General features: G+C 72.4%; 19 protein-coding genes. 11 read left to right on the top strand and 8 right to left on the bottom strand.

All coding sequences use genetic code 11. The annotated features are described in order from the left end of the window. Nucleotides 1–225: 225 nt before the first annotated feature. Nucleotides 226–2,169 carry a beta-propeller domain-containing protein gene (locus ETD83_RS20585; RefSeq protein WP_205717784.1) on the top strand — a complete coding sequence of 648 codons (1,944 nt, stop codon included), beginning with the start codon at nt 226–228 and terminating at the stop codon, nt 2,167–2,169. Nucleotides 2,170–2,194: 25 nt separating this feature from the next. On the opposite strand, the gene ETD83_RS20590 is transcribed toward ETD83_RS20585, so the two are convergent. Genes ETD83_RS20590 through ETD83_RS20600 form a run of 3 tightly spaced genes read right to left on the bottom strand, consistent with a single transcriptional unit; the run spans nt 2,195 to nt 5,187 of the window. Next, a complete protein-coding gene (locus ETD83_RS20590; RefSeq protein WP_138646770.1) occupies nt 2,195–3,316 on the bottom strand; it encodes a D-alanine--D-alanine ligase family protein in 1,122 nt (373 codons plus the stop codon). Between the two features lie 60 nt (nt 3,317–3,376). After that, the gene (locus tag ETD83_RS20595; protein ID WP_138646784.1) at nt 3,377–4,366 is read right to left on the bottom strand and encodes an NAD(P)H-dependent glycerol-3-phosphate dehydrogenase; all 990 of its coding nucleotides are present in this window, start codon (nt 4,364–4,366) and stop codon (nt 3,377–3,379) included. Nucleotides 4,367–4,383: 17 nt separating this feature from the next. After that, nucleotides 4,384–5,187 carry a lysophospholipid acyltransferase family protein gene (locus ETD83_RS20600; RefSeq protein WP_138646771.1) on the bottom strand — a complete coding sequence of 268 codons (804 nt, stop codon included), beginning with the start codon at nt 5,185–5,187 and terminating at the stop codon, nt 4,384–4,386. Between the two features lie 84 nt (nt 5,188–5,271). Between ETD83_RS20600 and cofC the strand changes: the two genes are divergently transcribed. Continuing rightward, nucleotides 5,272–5,934: a 2-phospho-L-lactate guanylyltransferase gene (gene cofC / locus ETD83_RS20605; protein WP_171064345.1), complete on the top strand. Its 663-nt coding sequence runs from the start codon at nt 5,272–5,274 to the stop codon at nt 5,932–5,934. A gap of 26 nt (nt 5,935–5,960) precedes the next feature. Further along, nucleotides 5,961–6,161 (top strand): hypothetical protein, encoded by a 201-nt coding sequence (locus ETD83_RS42665; protein ID WP_171064346.1) that lies wholly within the window; start codon nt 5,961–5,963, stop codon nt 6,159–6,161. A gap of 73 nt (nt 6,162–6,234) precedes the next feature. Here ETD83_RS42665 and ETD83_RS20610 read toward each other — a convergent pair whose 3' ends face one another. The 4 genes from ETD83_RS20610 to leuC all read right to left on the bottom strand — a co-directional run bounded on the left by ETD83_RS20610 (nt 6,235) and on the right by leuC (nt 9,012). After that, complete coding sequence (locus ETD83_RS20610; protein WP_138646772.1) at nt 6,235–6,513, bottom strand: HU family DNA-binding protein; 279 nt, start codon at nt 6,511–6,513, stop codon at nt 6,235–6,237. A 157-nt stretch (nt 6,514–6,670) separates the two neighbouring features. Further along, entirely contained in the window at nt 6,671–6,904 is a 234-nt protein-coding gene (locus ETD83_RS20615) for an SCO5555 family protein (protein ID WP_138646773.1), read from the bottom strand. Between the two features lie 112 nt (nt 6,905–7,016). Then, a complete protein-coding gene (leuD, locus tag ETD83_RS20620; protein ID WP_138646774.1) occupies nt 7,017–7,604 on the bottom strand; it encodes a 3-isopropylmalate dehydratase small subunit in 588 nt (195 codons plus the stop codon). A 10-nt stretch (nt 7,605–7,614) separates the two neighbouring features. Next, complete coding sequence (leuC, locus tag ETD83_RS20625) at nt 7,615–9,012, bottom strand: 3-isopropylmalate dehydratase large subunit (RefSeq protein WP_138646775.1); 1,398 nt, start codon at nt 9,010–9,012, stop codon at nt 7,615–7,617. Nucleotides 9,013–9,096: 84 nt separating this feature from the next. Here leuC and ETD83_RS20630 point away from each other — a divergent pair, with 84 nt between their 5' ends. The 5 genes from ETD83_RS20630 to ETD83_RS20650 all read left to right on the top strand — a co-directional run bounded on the left by ETD83_RS20630 (nt 9,097) and on the right by ETD83_RS20650 (nt 11,954). Continuing rightward, nucleotides 9,097–9,816: an IclR family transcriptional regulator gene (locus tag ETD83_RS20630; protein WP_138646776.1), complete on the top strand. Its 720-nt coding sequence runs from the start codon at nt 9,097–9,099 to the stop codon at nt 9,814–9,816. 156 nt (nt 9,817–9,972) lie between these two features. Beyond that, entirely contained in the window at nt 9,973–10,602 is a 630-nt protein-coding gene (locus ETD83_RS20635; protein WP_131964332.1) for a MerR family transcriptional regulator, read from the top strand. Nucleotides 10,603–10,732: 130 nt separating this feature from the next. Then, nucleotides 10,733–11,122, top strand: coding sequence for a YidH family protein (locus ETD83_RS20640; protein WP_138646777.1), 390 nt, complete (start codon nt 10,733–10,735; stop codon nt 11,120–11,122). After that, nucleotides 11,119–11,424 carry a DUF202 domain-containing protein gene (locus ETD83_RS20645; protein ID WP_138646778.1) on the top strand — a complete coding sequence of 102 codons (306 nt, stop codon included), beginning with the start codon at nt 11,119–11,121 and terminating at the stop codon, nt 11,422–11,424. Before ETD83_RS20640 ends, ETD83_RS20645 begins: the two co-directional genes overlap by 4 nt. A 131-nt stretch (nt 11,425–11,555) precedes the next feature. Continuing rightward, the gene (locus ETD83_RS20650) at nt 11,556–11,954 is read left to right on the top strand and encodes a RidA family protein (RefSeq protein ID WP_138646779.1); all 399 of its coding nucleotides are present in this window, start codon (nt 11,556–11,558) and stop codon (nt 11,952–11,954) included. 9 nt (nt 11,955–11,963) lie between these two features. On the opposite strand, the gene ETD83_RS20655 is transcribed toward ETD83_RS20650, so the two are convergent. Further along, the gene (locus ETD83_RS20655) at nt 11,964–12,875 is read right to left on the bottom strand and encodes a LysR family transcriptional regulator (protein ID WP_329602912.1); all 912 of its coding nucleotides are present in this window, start codon (nt 12,873–12,875) and stop codon (nt 11,964–11,966) included. A gap of 38 nt (nt 12,876–12,913) precedes the next feature. On the opposite strand from ETD83_RS20655, the gene ETD83_RS20660 reads away from it, so the two are divergent. From ETD83_RS20660 to ETD83_RS20670, 3 genes are all read left to right on the top strand, one after another. Beyond that, nucleotides 12,914–13,744 (top strand): SAM hydrolase/SAM-dependent halogenase family protein, encoded by an 831-nt coding sequence (locus ETD83_RS20660; RefSeq protein ID WP_138646781.1) that lies wholly within the window; start codon nt 12,914–12,916, stop codon nt 13,742–13,744. Nucleotides 13,745–13,749: 5 nt separating this feature from the next. Next, a complete protein-coding gene (locus tag ETD83_RS20665; RefSeq protein ID WP_138646782.1) occupies nt 13,750–14,148 on the top strand; it encodes an NUDIX hydrolase in 399 nt (132 codons plus the stop codon). A 238-nt stretch (nt 14,149–14,386) separates the two neighbouring features. Next, nucleotides 14,387–15,286: an MHYT domain-containing protein gene (locus ETD83_RS20670; RefSeq protein WP_138646783.1), complete on the top strand. Its 900-nt coding sequence runs from the start codon at nt 14,387–14,389 to the stop codon at nt 15,284–15,286. The last annotated feature ends 176 nt before the right edge of the window (nt 15,287–15,462 follow it).

Consider the following 15,462-nt stretch of genomic DNA (forward strand, 5'->3'; position numbering starts at 1 on the left):
CATTCTCCTCGGACGGGGGTACAGCCCCCCAAGCCTGGCACATCCAGCCGCCTCCCGGAGCCGAAGCCACCAGCGCGCCAACGCGGGCCCAGGGCCACATCCGAGCGGACCGCCATCAGGCCAGCAGTTCCGCGGCGAGCAATGGCCGTAGGGCGATAAGTCGGTACTTGAGTGGAACCTCGTGCGTTGGGCGAGCGTCCAAAGTCAATGCGTGGACGTTCGTTTGTGTCAGCCACGACGGTGCTGGTGCTCGCCGGGGCAACCGGGTGCAGCGGGTCGTCCGGGTCCCAGGATCCGCCGGTCCCGGCGCCGCCGATGCGGCTCGTCGCCTATGACGGGTGCGACGCCCTCCTGGACGGTCTGCGCCGTGCGACGGCGGACAAGGTCGGCCCGTACGGGCTGACCGACGGCCCCCCGATGCTCGCGTTGCCCGAGGGCGACACCGCCCTGCGGAAGGGTCCGCAATCGGCGGAGGCCCCGGACGGGGCGCAGGGTTCGCCCCCGCAGCACTCCACGACGAACTCGCATGAGGCGGCCGCCGACGAGCCCGACCTCGTCAAGACCGACGGCCGCCGGATCGTGACGCTCGCCGGCGGCGAACTCCATGTCATCGACCCCGCCACCCGCAAGGTCGCGCACACGCTGGACATACCGGGGCCCCGAGGGCTCGGCCCGGACGGCGAGGGGCAGATGCTGCTCAGCGGCGACCGCGTGCTCGTGATGACCCAGCGCTCGATGATGATCCCGTTCGAGCGTCCGCCGGCCCCGGGGATGGAGGGCTCGTCCAAGCCGGTGCTGCCGGACGAACCGGTGCGGCCGACGCCGACGACCCGGCTGACGCTGGTCGACATCTCCGGCGCCCCGAAGGTCGTCGGGACCATGACGACCGAGGCCGGCTACATGGACGCGCGGCAGAGCGGCTCCACGGTGCGGGTCGTGATGCAGTCCAGGCCGCGGATCGACTTCCCGACGCGTGACGGCCGGAGCGACGGCGGCCGGGGCGAGGACGAGGCCGTCGAGGCGAACCGGGCGGCTGTGATGAAGGCGCCGCTCGACGCCTGGCTGCCGTCCTTCCAGGTGGACGGCGGGAACGGCGGCGCCGCGAAGAAGTACCGGCCTCCCTGTGACCAGGTCAGCCGCCCGGCCTCGTACGCGGGCTCGTCCATGCTGAGCGTGCTGACGTTCGACCTGGCGCAGGGCCTCGGCGATCCGCAGGCCATCGCCGTCACCGCCGAGGGGTCGACCGTGTACGGCAACGGGAAGAGCCTCTACGTCACCGGCACTCCCCCGCAGCCGTACATCCCGATGCCGAGGAGGTCGTCGGCGAAGCCCCCCGAGCAGCGCACCGACGTGTACAAGTTCGACGTCGGCGGCAAGGGGCGGCCCCGTTACGTGGCGTCCGGTTCGGTAAAGGGCGACCTGCTCAACCAGTACTCGATGTCCGAGCACGACGGGAACCTGAGGCTGGCCACGACGACCAGCAGGTTCGACCCGGGAAACCGGTCGTCGCAGAGTTCGGTGTACGTCCTCGCGCAGAACGGCGCCCGCCTCGACGAGGTCGGACGCGTCGACGGCCTGGGCAAGGGCGAGCGGATCTACTCCGTCCGGTTCATCGGCCCGGCCGCGTACGTCGTGACGTTCCGCCAGGTCGACCCGCTGTACGTGCTCGACCTAGCGGACCCGCGCCGCCCCCGCCGCACCGGCGAGCTGAAGATCCCCGGCTATTCCGCCTACCTGCATCCGGTCGGCGACGGACGGCTCCTCGGCGTCGGGCAGGACGCCGACGAGACCGGCCGGAGGCTCGGCCTGCAGGTCTCGCTCTTCGACGTGAGATCCGGGCCGCGGCGGCTGGACGCCTACCGGCTCCCCGAGGCCAACGCCGCCGCCGAGTTCGAGCCGCACGCGTTCCTGTACTGGCCCGCGACGGGCCTGACGGTCATCCCGGCCACCGGAGCGCGAAGCGGCGGAGGCGAGGCGCTCGTCCTCAAGGTCGAGGGCGACGAGGTGCGCCGGATGGGCACGGTGACGCATCCGAAGGACGACGGGTACGGACGCTCGATCCAGCGATCACTGATCGTGGGCGACACGCTCTGGACGATCTCCGACGCCGGCGCCCGGGCCACCGACGCCGCCACGCTGAAGGCGTCCGGATGGCTGCCGTTCGGCTAGCGGATGGCGGATGGCCGCCGTCCGGCTAGCGCAGCCCTGTGGAGCGTTGCAGGGCGGTCTGGATGAGGCGGTCGACCAGCGCCGGGTAGTCGAGCCCGGTCGCCGCCCACATCTGCGGGAACGCCGACGTGGGCGTCATGCCGGGCATGGTGTTGATCTCGTTGAGGATCCACCCGCCGTCCGGCGTGTGGAAGAAGTCGACGCGGGCGAGGCCCTCGCAGTCGAGGGCGTCGAACGCCCGCACGGCGAGGCGGCGGACCTCCTCGATCGCGGCGGGCGGCAGGTCCGGCGGGATCGCCATGCGGGTGGCGCCGTCGAGATACTTGGTCTCGAAGTCGTAGAAGTCGTGGCCGCCCGCGATCAGCACCTCGGCGGGCAGGCTCGCCTCGGCGGGGCCGTTGTCGAGGCCCTGCAGCACGCCGCACTCGATCTCGCGGCCGTCGACGGCGGCCTCCACGATGACCTTCGGGTCGTGCTCGCGGGCCGCGTCCACGGCGGCCTCCAGGCCGGCCTCGTCGGTCACGCGGCTGATGCCCATGCTGGACCCGGCGCGGGACGGCTTGACGAACACGGGCCGGCCGTCCGCGAGGCCCAGCTCCTTGATCTCGTCGATCTTGCGCTTGCGCTCGCGCCGCCACTCCCGGTCGCCGACCAGGACGTACGGGCCGACGGGCAGCCCCTGCGCCTGCCAGACGAGCTTCATGAACCCCTTGTCCATGCCGACCGCGCTGGCCAGCACCCCGGCCCCGACGTACCGGACGCCGGCCAGGTCGAGGAGGCCCTGGATGGTGCCGTCCTCGCCGTAGGGGCCGTGCAGCAGCGGCAGCACAACGTCGACGTCGCCGAGCCGTTCGGGGACCTGGCCCTGCTCGACGACCATCAGGCCGCGGCTGTCGGGGTCGAACGGGAGCGCGAGGACGCCGCCGGACCCGGTCACCTCGGGCAGCCGGCCGTCCTCGATCGCGAGCCGCAGGTCGCCGGGCGGCAGCACCCAGCGCCCGTCGCGGGCGATGCCGATCGGCACCATCTCGTACCGGTCCCGGTCGATGGCGGCCATGACGGCCCCCGCGGTGACGCAGGAGATCGCGTGCTCGGAGCTGCGTCCGCCGAAGACCACCGCCACGCGGATCTTTGAAGCCTGGGACATGAGGACCGACCCTACCGTTGATCAGCCGGAATCGGCCACGAGCGGCCGGGGGCGCTCATGTCATACCCCGTACCGTTCCGGCTTCGGCGAGCGGGAGATCAGCGCGATGGCCGCCTCCTTGATCGGCATGCCGTGGTGCAGGACGGCGGTGACGGCCTCGGTGATCGGCATCTCCACGTTGTGCTTGCGGGCCAGCTCCAGCACCGCCTCGGACGACTTGACGCCCTCCGCGGTCTGCTTGGTGACGGCGACGACCTGCTCCAGCGTCATGCCGCGGCCGAGGTTCTCGCCGAAGGTCCGGTTGCGCGACAGCGGCGACATGCACGTCCCGACGAGGTCGCCCATCCCGGCGAGCCCGGCGAAGGTGTGCTCGTCGGCGCCGAGCGCGGCGCCGAGCCGGGCGATCTCGGCGAGCCCGCGGGTCATCAGCAGCGCCTGCGTGCTGGCGCCGAACCCGAGCCCGACGGACATCCCGACGCACAGCGCGACGATGTTCTTCACCGCGCCGCCGAGCTCGCAGCCGACGACGTCCGTGCTGGTGTAGACGCGGAAGTACGGCGTCATGGTCGCGGCCTGGAGGCGTTGCGCGGCGTCCTCGTCCACGCAGGCGGCGACGGCCGCGCCGGGCTCCCCGCCGGCGACCTCGCGGGCGAGGTTCGGGCCGCAGAACACCCCGGCGCGCTCCTCGGGGACGTCCGCGACCTCGCAGATGACCTCCGACATCCGCCGGGACGTGCCGAGCTCGACGCCCTTCATCAGGCTGACGAGCACGGCGTCCGGCGGCAGCAGCGGCACCCACGCGGCGAGGTTCTGCCGGAGCGTCTGCGCCGGGACGGCCAGCGCGACGAAATCGGCGCCGCGGAGCGCCTCGGCCGGGTCGAGCGTCGCGCGGACCCCCTCGGGCAGCGTGACGCCGGGCAGGTAGTCGGGGTTCTCGTGCCGCTCGTTCACGGCCTCGACGACCTCGCGGCGCCGGCCCCACAGGACGACCTCGCCGCCCGCGTCGTGCAGCAGCTTGGTGAACGTCGTCCCCCAGGACCCGGCCCCCATCACGGCGGTGCGGAACGTCACGAGCCGTCCGCCTTCGATTTCGCCGGGTCGGGCACGGCCGCGGCCGCCCGGCGGCGCTCCTCCAGGACCCGGTGGTGGTCGTAGCGGTCCTTCGGCGGCTCCTGGCCGCGCAGCCCGGCGAGCAGGCCGGTGATGGCGGCCATGATCTCGTCGGTGGCGGCGCGCAGCGTCTCCCGGCCGAGCGGGCGCCCCTCGTACGCCGACAGGTCGACGGGCGGCCCGGCGACCACCTTCATCGTCTTGCGCGGGAACGGATGGAACCCCTTCTTCAGCCCGCCCGCGAGGCCCGTCTGCTCGCCCTTCTTGTAGGGCATCAGCTCGTGCGCGCCCCAGTTCGCCACCGGGACGACCTTCGCGCCGGTCTTCAGCGCCAGCCGCGCCACCCCGGTCTGCCCGGTCATGGGCCACAGCTCGGGGTCGCGGGTGCAGCTGCCCTCCGGGTAGACGACCAGGCACTCGCCGTCCAGCAGGGCCTTCTCGGCGTCCTTCAGCGCGAGGGACGCGTCCTCCTGATCGCGGTGGACGGGGATCTGGCCGGTTCCGCGCAGGACGCTCCTGATGAACCTCACGTCGAAGAGCGTCGATTTGGCCAGATAGACGGGGTAGCGCCCGGACGCGCTGACGAAGTGCGCGAGCGCGAGCGGGTCGGCTTCGGAGATGTGGTTGGCGGCGATGATGACGCCGCCCTCCCGCGGCACGTTGCCCCGGCCCCGCCAGTCACGTTTCGACAGCCCGAACAGCAGCGGGCGCAGGATGACGATCGTGAGCTTCCGCCAGCCCGGCGAATACGCGTGGCCCATGGCTCGTCTCCTCCTCATCCGTCCCAACGTGAACGCGGGGTGTACTCAAGTGTCGCGGTTGCGTGCGCATAGTGTCGAGTTGCCATGTCTACCGCAGAGCACTTCCAGTGGTCGCTCGTCGTGCCGGTCAAGGTGCTGGCCCGGGCGAAGACCCGCATGTCGGCGGCCGCGGGCCCGCACCGCGAGCCGCTCGCGCTGGCGGTGGCGGCCGACACGGTCGCCGCCGCGCTGCGCTGTGACCGGGTCCGCACCGTGATCGTCGTCACCGACGACCCCCTTCCCGCCGCCGAGCTGGCCGCGCTCGGCGCCCGCGTCGTGCCCGACGTCCCGGACGCGGGCCTGAACCCGGCGCTCGGCTACGGCGCCCGCCGGGGCCGCGAGTTCGCCGCGGACGCGGGCGTGGAGGCGGGCGTCGGCGCGCTCTCCGCCGACCTGCCCGCTTTGCGGCCCCTTGAACTCGCGCGCGTCCTGGACGCGGCCGCGGAGTCCCCCGAGGCGTTCGTGCCGGACGCGGCGGGCACCGGAACGACCCTGTACACGGCCCGTCCCGGCGTCCCGTTCTCGCCCGCGTTCGGCGCCGACTCCCGCACCGCGCATCGCGCCCGCGGCGCCCGCGAGCTCCTGCTGCCCGGCACCGACACCGTCCGGCGCGACGTCGACACCCTCGACGACCTCCGCGCCGCCCTGGCGCTCGGCGCCGGACCCCGGACCGCCGCCGTCGCCGCCGAACTCCCCGCGCTCGCCTAGAGTTCGGGTATGCCTATGGTTGCGGTATGCAAGGCACGGTGAAGGAGTACGACACGGAGACCCGCTCGGGCAGCGTGCTGCTCGACGACGGGACGGAGCTGCCCTTCGACGCGGACGCGTTCGCGGCCGGGGGCCTGCGGTTCCTGCGGTTCGGCCAGCGCGTCAACCTCGCCATGGACGGCGACCGGATCTCGGTGGTGACCCTCTCGACATTCCCCCTGGGCTAGGCCAGGGGCGGGCATGCGACAGCGCCCGGGTCCGTGTCTGGTCTGCACGGGCCCGGGCGCTGTCGGGGTGAGGCTACTTCTTGCCCGCCACCAGGTTCTTGAAGTCCGCGCCGGCCCTGAACTTCGGCACCTGCGTCGCGGGAACCTGAATGGTCTTGCCCGTTGCGGGATTGCGGGCCGTACGGGCAGGCCGGTCGGCCCTCTCGAACGAACCGAACCCGGTGATCGCGACCTTGTCGCCCTTCGCGACGGCGGTCTGGATCGCCTCCAGGATGGCGTCGACGGCCTCGGCTGCGGCCTTCTTGCTGCCCAGCCGGTCAGAGATGGCGTCGACCAGCTCACGCTTGTTCATGGGTTACTCCTCTAGTTCCCCCCTTGCCCGAACGAAACTAAGGGACCCCCGGCATGGACACAATCACCTGCACGCACGAGTTGGCGTGTCGCTGGCGTTTTGTCGGCCTCGCCCCCGTCTCGCCGGGTGACCGGACCGGATCCGGCCACTGCGCACGCTAACCGACGTCAGGGGTCTCTTGGAAATCGGCGAGGAACGTCTCCAGCCTGCGGGCGGCCAGCCCAGGGTCCCTTTTCGCCAGATCGGTGATCGCCAGGAGATGGCGGATCAGCCGCCGCCGGGTCGCCGCGGGCAGCGGCGCGACGGCCCGGTGAGCGTCACGCAACTGCCGTGCTAGCTGGGTCAACGCAGGGTCGTCCCACTCGGGACCGGCCCACGGGACCGACGTCAATACGTCCTCCGAACGGTCGAACGGGTCTTCGCACTACAGGAATTGTCCCTGCCGGCGGTTCCCGTCCGTCCATCCGGGGCCGAAAAAGCTGTGAACGCCCTATGCCAACGCCCTAGACAGTCGTGGGGAACCAGGGGCGGCGGGTGGTCTCGAACTCGGTGATCGCGTCGGCGTGGCGGAGGGTGAGGCCGATGTCGTCCAGGCCCTCCATGAGGCGCCAGCGGGTGTAGCCGTCGATCTCGAAGGCGGCGGTCACGCCGTCCCAGCGGACCTCGCGGTTCTCCAGGTCGACGGTGATCTCCAGCGCGGGGTCCTTCTCGACGCGCGTCTGGAGGTCGTCGACCTGCTCGCCGGTGAGGACGACGGGCAGCAGGCCCATCTTCGTGGAGTTGTTGCGGAAGATGTCCCCGAAGCGCGGCGCGATGACGACGCGGAAGCCGTACTGCTGCAGCGCCCACACGGCGTGCTCGCGGGACGACCCGGTGCCGAAGTCGGGCCCGGCGACGAGGACGCCCGCGCCCTCGTACTGGGGCTGGTTCAGGACGAAGTCAGGGTCCTCCCGCCAGGCGGAGAACAGGCCCTTGTCGAACCCGGTGCGGCTGACCTGCTTCAGCCAGACGGCCGGGATGATCTGGTCGGTGTCGACGTTGCTGCGGCGCAGCGGGACGGCGCGCCCGGTGTAGGTGGTGAAGGCTTCCATGGCTCGTTCCTCAGAGGTCGGCGGGGGCGGTCAAGCGGCCCGTCACGGCGGTGGCGGCGGCTACGGCGGGCGACACCAGGTGGGTGCGGCCGCCGGGTCCCTGCCGGCCCTCGAAGTTGCGGTTGGACGTGGACGCGCTGCGCTCGCCGGGCGTGAGCTTGTCGGGGTTCATCGCCAGGCACATGGAGCAGCCCGCCTCGCGCCATTCGGCGCCGGACGCGGAGATGACCTCGTCCAGGCCCTCGTCCTCGGCCTGCTTCTTGACCTTCATGGACCCGGGGACGACCAGCATGCGGACGCCGTCGGCGACCTTGCGGCCCTTCAGGACGCCGGCGACGGCGCGCAGGTCCTCGATGCGGCCGTTGGTGCAGGAGCCGACGAAGACGGTGTCGACCGCGATGTCGCGCAGCGGCGTCCCGGCGGTCAGGCCCATGTACTCCAGGGCGCGCTCGGCGCTCTGCCGCTTGACCGGGTCGTCGAAGGAGGCGGGGTCGGGCACGGTCCCGGCGAGCGGCAGGCCCTGGCCCGGGTTGGTGCCCCAGGTGACGAACGGCGTCAGCTCGGCCGCGTCGATCACGACCTCCTTGTCGAAGACCGCGTCGTCGTCGGTGCGCAGGGACGTCCAGTACTCGACGGCCCGGTCCCAGTCGTCGCCGGACGGCGCGTGCGGACGGCCTGCGAGGTACTCGAAGGTGGTCTCGTCCGGCGCGATCATCCCGGCGCGGGCACCGGCCTCGATGGACATGTTGCAGACCGTCATGCGGCCTTCCATCGACAGCGAGCGGATCGCCTCGCCGCGGTACTCGATGATGTGGCCCTGGCCGCCGCCGGTGCCGATCCGCGCGATGATCGCGAGGATGAGGTCCTTGGCGGTGACGCCGTCGGGCAGCGCGCCGTTCACGGTGACGGCCATGGTCTTCGGCTGGATCTGCGGCAGCGTCTGCGTGGCGAGGACGTGCTCGACCTCGCTGGTGCCGATGCCGAACGCGAGCGCGCCGAACGCGCCGTGCGTGGACGTGTGCGAGTCGCCGCACACGACGGTCGTGCCGGGCTGGGTGAGGCCGAGCTGCGGCCCGATGACGTGGACGATGCCCTGCCCTTCGTCGCCCATCGGGTGCAGCCGGACGCCGAAGTCGGAGCAGTTCTTGCGCAGCGTCTCGACCTGGGTGCGCGAGACGGGGTCGGCGATCGGCTTGAGCAGGTCCGTCGTCGGGACGTTGTGGTCCTCGGTGGCGATGGTGAGGTCGGGGCGGCGGACGGTGCGGCCCGCCATCCGCAGCCCGTCGAACGCCTGCGGGCTGGTGACCTCGTGCACCAGGTGCAGGTCGATGTAGAGGAGGTCCGGCTCGCCCTCGGCACGCCGTACGACGTGCGCGTCGTACACCTTCTCGGCCAGTGTTCGGCCCATCGCTTCCCCACCTCGCTGTGTGACGGTCGGTCGTCTGGTCGCCTCCGACTTGCATCTCAAATAACGAGACGGCAATATCAAGGCATGGACAACTCTAGCGGAGTCGGCGTACTGGACAAAGCCGTTCTGGTTCTGAACGCGCTGGAAGCGGGCCCCGCGTCGCTCGCGCAGCTCGTCCAGACGACCGGGCTGGCCCGTCCCACCGCCCACCGGCTGGCCGTCGCGCTGGAGCACCACCGTCTCGTCCACCGGGACATGCAAGGACGTTTCGTCCTCGGCCCGCGGCTCGCCGAGCTGGCGGTCGCCGCCGGTGAGGACCGCCTTCTCGCGATCGCCCAGCCGGTGCTGGCCCAGCTCCGCGACCTGACCGGCGAGAGCGCCTCACTGTTCCGGCGGCAGGGGGACGTCCGGGTCTGCGTGGCCTCCGCGGAGCGCACCAGCGGCCTGCGCGACACCATCCCGGTCGGCGCGGCGCTGCCCATGACGGCGGGCTCGGCCGCGCAGATCCTGCTGGCCTGGGAGGAGCCCGACCGGCTGCACCGCGGGCTGCGCGGCGCGAAGTTCGAGGCGGCCACGCTGGCGTCCGTCCGCCGCCGCGGCTGGGCGCAGAGCGTCGGCGAGCGCGAGCAGGGCGTCGGCTCGGTCTCCGCCCCGATCCGCGGCGCCGCCGGACGGGTGATCGCCGCCGTCTCGGTGTCCGGGCCGATCGAGCGCCTGACCCGCTCCCCCGGGCGCCTCCACGCGGCCCCGGTCGCCGCCGCCGCCGAGAAGATCTCGGACGGGATGCGCCGCACCGCTTCCTGACCCGCTTCCTGACCCGCCCCTGTGAACCGCCCTTGGTGATCCACAGCGCCCTGACCTGACCCGACGTACCCCCATAACTCGGACACCCATTGGATAGTGACGGTATCTAATTGGCCGCCCCCGATACCGTTAACCTCCGGCAAAGGGGGTGCGACGGTGCAGATCTCCGAGCTCAGCGATCGGAGCGGCCTGACGGTCCAGACGATCAAGTTCTACATCCGGGAGGGCCTGCTCCCGAAGGGCTCGGCGGTGAGCGCGACGCGGTCGGAGTACGACGGCCGCCATCTGGAGCGGCTGCGGCTGATCAGCGCACTGCGCGAGGTCGGCGACCTGCCGGTGTCGGCGATCCAGCAGATCATCGCGGCGATCGAGGACGACCGGGTCAGCCTGCACGACCTGTTCGCCACCACGCAGCACGCGATCGGCCCGCACGTCGCCGCGCCCCACGACCCGCACTGGCGCGCCGCCCGCGAGGACGTGGACGCCCTCGTCCGCGAGCTCGGCTGGGACGTCGGCGACCGAGCCCCCGCCCGCGACCTGCTCGCCCACACGTTCGTGGCGCTGCGCCGCCTCGGCTTCCCGATCACCCTGAGAGACCTGCGCCCCTACGTGAACGCCGCGCGGGACGTGGCCGAGCACGAGATCGGACGCGTCGCCGCCGGGACGCCGCGCGCCCGGACCGTCCATTCGCTTTTGGTCTCGACCGTTCTGTACGAGCAGGTTCTGACGGCCCTGCACCGGCTCGCCCAAGAGGACGCCTCGTCCCGCCGCTTCGGCAAATCCTGAACCGCCCCGACCCCGCCCGGGCCCGGCCCCGACCTGCGGTGTCGTCACCAATTCAGGGATGACAAGTCGGAATTGGCATTCATATCCCGGCGGTCGGGGATTTGCATTGATCGCCTAATATGAATCAACGATGACCACCACTCAGCCTTCGAGGTCCCGCGGCGGCAGCTGGGCCGATCGCCTGCTGGCCGAGGGCACCGACCCCGACCCGCGCTTCTCGCTCGCCAACGAGCGCACCTTCCTCGCCTGGATCCGGACGGCGCTCGCGCTGATCGCCGCCGGGATCGGGCTGGCGCTCGCCGACGACCTGGTCGAGGCGCCGCTCCGGCACGTCCTCGCCATCGGCTTCGCCGGGGCCGGGGCCCTGGTCGCCGCGCTCGCGTTCCGCCGCTGGCTGCGCACCGAGCGCGCCCTGCGCCGCGCCGAGACGCTCCCGCTGCCCGGCGTCGCCCCGATCATGGCGTACGGGCTGGCCGCCGCCGCGATCGTCCTGCTGGTGGCCGTCCTGGCGACCCGGTGAGGCTCTGGGACCCGGGCGCGCAGCCCGAGCGGACCGCGCTGGCCTGGTCCCGCACCACGCTCGCCCTGATCGGCGCGGGGCTGCTGTGCGTGCGGCTCGCGCCGTCGATGTCCGGGGCCGCGGTCGCGGCGGCCGTCGTCTGCGGCGGCGCGGCGCTGCAGCTCCGGCGGAGCAGGGCCAGCCTGCACCTCCGCCGCCGCCAGCTTCCCGCGGGCGACGGTGCGGCCGACCCCGCCTCCATCCTGACCGCCACCGCGCTGACGATCCTCCTCGCCGCGACGGCCGTCCTCCTCACGCTCTAGCCCTGCCACGCCAGCCTGCCATGCCGTGGGCGCATGGCGGTCATGCGAAGTCTTCGCTGGTGTCATGGCGGATCGGCGCTTAGCGTCATATCGCCAATCGCCGTCAGGAATCATCGAGAAGGAATTCACGGATGCGCGTCACGTTCGACAATCCCGAGAGCGTCCCCCCGCCGCCGAGGCCCGTCTACTCCCACACCGCGCTGGTGACGCCGGGCCCGCTGCTGTACGTGTCGGGGCAGGTCGCCCTGGACGAGAACGGCAGGATCGACGCGCCGGGCGACATGAAGCGCCAGGCGGAGGTCACCTTCGCCTACATCGGGAAGATCCTCGCCGCGCACGGGGCGGGCTTCGCCGACATCGTCAAGATCCAGACGTTCGTCACCGACATCGACCTGCTTTCGGACTACGTGGCCGGACGGGAGCCGTTCCTCAAGGACCACCGCCCGGTGAGCACGACCGTCGAGGTGTCCCGCCTGTTCCACCCGGACGCCCTGCTGGAGGTCGAACTCGTCGCCGTGCCGGGTGCCTGAACCGGCAGCTCAGGGACGCAGTTCCCCGGCCACGTCCCGCAGGTCCGCCAGGAACGCCGTGACGGCCGGGGACCTGCGCGCATGCCGTCCCACCGCGGCGTAGACGGTCCTGCGCGGCTGATCGGGGGCCACGCCGCGCAGGACGACGCCGTCGCGCGCCACCGCCGCGGCCGCGAGCGCCGGGACGAGCGTGACACCGAACCCCTCCGCGACCAGGCCCAGCTTGGAAATCCACTCAGCGGCCCGGATCGGCGTCTCCGGCACGAACCCGGCGACCTCGCAGCGGGCGCGCATGGTGGCGACCGCCTCGGGGTCGTCGGCGACGATCCACGGCTCGTCGGCCAGGTCGGCGAGCGAGACGCGGCGGTGCGCGGCGAGCGGGTGGGTGCTGGGCAGCGCGACGAGCAGCGCGTCGTCCGCGAGCGTGACCAGCTCGTCCGCGGCGATGGACGGATGCTTGTGCGTGCTGACCACGGCGACGTCGAGGTCACCGGCCTCCAGCATCGGCAGCAGCCGCTCGGTCATGCCCTCGCGCAGCAGCGCCCGGACGCCCGGATGCCGGGCCCGGAACCGGGCGAGCGCCCGCGGCACGAGCGCGGCGTTCGCCGTGGGGAAGGCACCGAGCCGCAGCGTCCCGGTGTCGAGGCGGCGCAGGCCGTCGAGCGCGCGGGCGGTGTCGGCGAGCCGGTCGAGGAGGCCGCGCGCGTGCGGCAGCAGGTACTCCCCCGCCGGAGTCGGCCGGACGCCCCGCGCGCCGCGCGCGAACAGCTCCACTCCGCACACGTCCTCCAGCGCCGCGATCTGCCGGGAGACGGCGGACTGCGTGTAGCCCTCGGCCGCCGCGGCGGCGGTGAACGAGCCGAGGTCGGCGACGGCGACGAACGTCCGCAGCAGGACGGGATCAAGGGCTTCGGCGCGCACGTCCCGGAGCATACGTGCACGCCGGATAGGGTCGGCGCATGCCCGGGAGCCGGCCGTTCGTCAGCCTCGCCACCGATTTCGGAGCCGCCTACACCGGCATCTGCGCGGGCGTCGTCCACTCCATCGCCCCAGCGGCGACCGTGCTTGTCCTCTCCGACGAGATCACGCCGTACGCGGTCGTGGAGGGCGCGATGCTGCTCCGGCAGGCGCTGCCGTACGTCCCGGTCGGCGTGCACGTCGGGATCGTCGACCCGGGCGTCGGCACGCGGCGGCGTCCCCTCGCGGTCGAGACCGGGCGCGGGGACGTGCTGGTCGGCCCCGACAACGGCCTGCTCGTCCCGGCCGCGGAGGCGCTGGGCGGTGTCGTCCGGGCACACGTCCTGGAGAACCCGGCGTACCGGCTGCCCGGCGTGTCGGCGTCGTTCCACGGACGCGACATCTTCTCCCCCGCCGCCGCGCACATCGCCACCGGCGTCGACATGGCCGGGTTCGGCGTGCCCGCGCTGCCGCTGCCGCTGGACGTCCCGGCTCCCGCCGTCGCGCCCGGCGAACTGACCGCCCCGATCCTGTACGCCGACCGCTTCGGCAGCCTGATCCTGAACGCGGGCCCGGACGACCTGGCCGCCGCGTTCGGCCCGCTGGGGCCCGGCACGCCGCTGGAGATGTCCTGGCCGGGCGGCGCCGGGCGGGTCACGTTCGAGGAGACGTTCGGCGGCGTCGCCCCTGGTGAGCCGCTTGTGTGGGTCGACTCGTCCGGACGGCTGGGCCTCGCGGTCAACCAGGGCTCCGCCGCCGACCGCTTCGGCCTCCGCGAACCGGGCACCGAGGTTCGCGGGCCGGGTACCGTCACGTTCCGGCTGGCAGACTGACCGCCGTGGAAGACCTCGACGTCGTCGCGTGGATCCAGGTGTCGGACGGGCGGATGCTCGCCGTCCGCTCACGCGGCCGCGACCTGCTCTACCTTCCCGGCGGCAAGCGCGAGCCGGGCGAGGACGACTGGTCGGCGCTGTCGCGGGAGGTCCGCGAGGAACTCGACCTGGAACTGGACGAGGCCACGTTCCGCGAGCTCGGCGTCGTCCGCGCGCCCGCCCACGACCAGCCTCGCCATGCCCATGTGCGCATGGCGTGCTTCACTGCGGCCTACCGGGGCGCGATGGCGGCGACCGGCGAGGTGGACGAGTACCGCTACGTCGGCCGGCGCGAACGCCACCTCCTCGCACCCGCCGCCCAGGCCGCCCTCGACCTGGCCGACCGCCACGGCCTCCTCGCCTGATCAGCAGCGCCACCGGCTCACCCGCCCGGGACCCGTCGCCTCGCCGCATCGTCACTGGTGCCTCAGCCGTCCCAACTTCCACTGCAGCCTCCAGTTTGATGACCGCGATGACGCGCGAAGCCATCGATCGGTCGGCCTGTTGCCCAGGAGTGGCCATTTCCGGTGCGCACCGCCGATCCACGAAAGTTATCCGGATAGGCTGTGCCGCCGATCGCGCCAAGGAGATGCCGGGGGTCACATGGCGGAGGTCCATCACTTTTCCTACGGGCTGCTGACGCCCGTCCTGGCCTATGTCATGTCCGTCACAGGTTCCCTGCTCGGACTGCTGTGCACCTCGCGGGCGCGGGGCTCCGCCGGCCGCTCGCGCGGCGCGTGGCTGATCCTCGCGGCGCTGTCGATCGGCGGAACCGGGATCTGGGTGATGCACTTCATCGCGATGCTCGGCTTCAGCGTCCCGGGTGCCGAGATCCGCTACGACGTGCCTCTCACGATGCTGAGCTGCGCCATCGCCGTCGTGGTCGTCGCGATCGGGCTGTTCATCGTCGGTTTCGGGGCCGCGGGCCCGGCCTCGATCGTGACCGGCGGCGTCATCATGGGGGTCGGCGTGGCGAGCATGCACTACATGGGCATGGCGGCCATGAACATGTCCGGGCATGTCGGCTACCGGTCCGGCCTGGTGGCGCTGTCGGTGGGGATCGCCGTGGTGGCGGCCTCCGTGGCGCTCTGGTTCGCGCTGAGCATCCGGGGCGGCTGGGCGACCGCCGGGGCCGCGCTGATCATGGGTGTCGCGGTGACGGGCATGCACTACACCGGCATGGCGGCGATGCAGGTCACCGTCCACGAGGACATGGCCGCGCCCACCGGAGCGACCGCCATCGACTTCCTGATGCCGCTCATCGGCGGCATCGGCGTGGTGTCGGTCATCCTGCTGGCGATCATCGCGATGGCCCCGACCGAGGACGAGATGCGCGTCGAGGCGGCGCTGCGGGAACGGATCCGGCTGCGGCAGGCCGGAGGAGCGTCCCGTCCGCCGACCAGGCCGGCGGGGCCGGTCGTGCCGCCGCGGACCCGCTCCACCGGCGAATGGTTCGACGGCGGCGCGGACCCTGACGGCGTCGGTCGCGAATACGCCCCTTAGTCCGCCTCAGGGTCGTCCCCTACGCCCGGGGCGGTACCGGGAGGGGCGGGCGTGCCCGGACAGCCGTAGATCATGTGTCTCTTCCCGGCCGATGCCGGGCGGTGCGCCGTACACGGAGCATCATCGGCATGACGAACACGACGCAGACCCTCACCCGTCCGGCCACCGCCCCCGCC

It is taken from the genome of Actinomadura soli, assembly GCF_005889715.1.
In the GTDB taxonomy this organism is placed as follows: Bacteria; Actinomycetota; Actinomycetes; order Streptosporangiales; family Streptosporangiaceae; genus Spirillospora; species Spirillospora soli.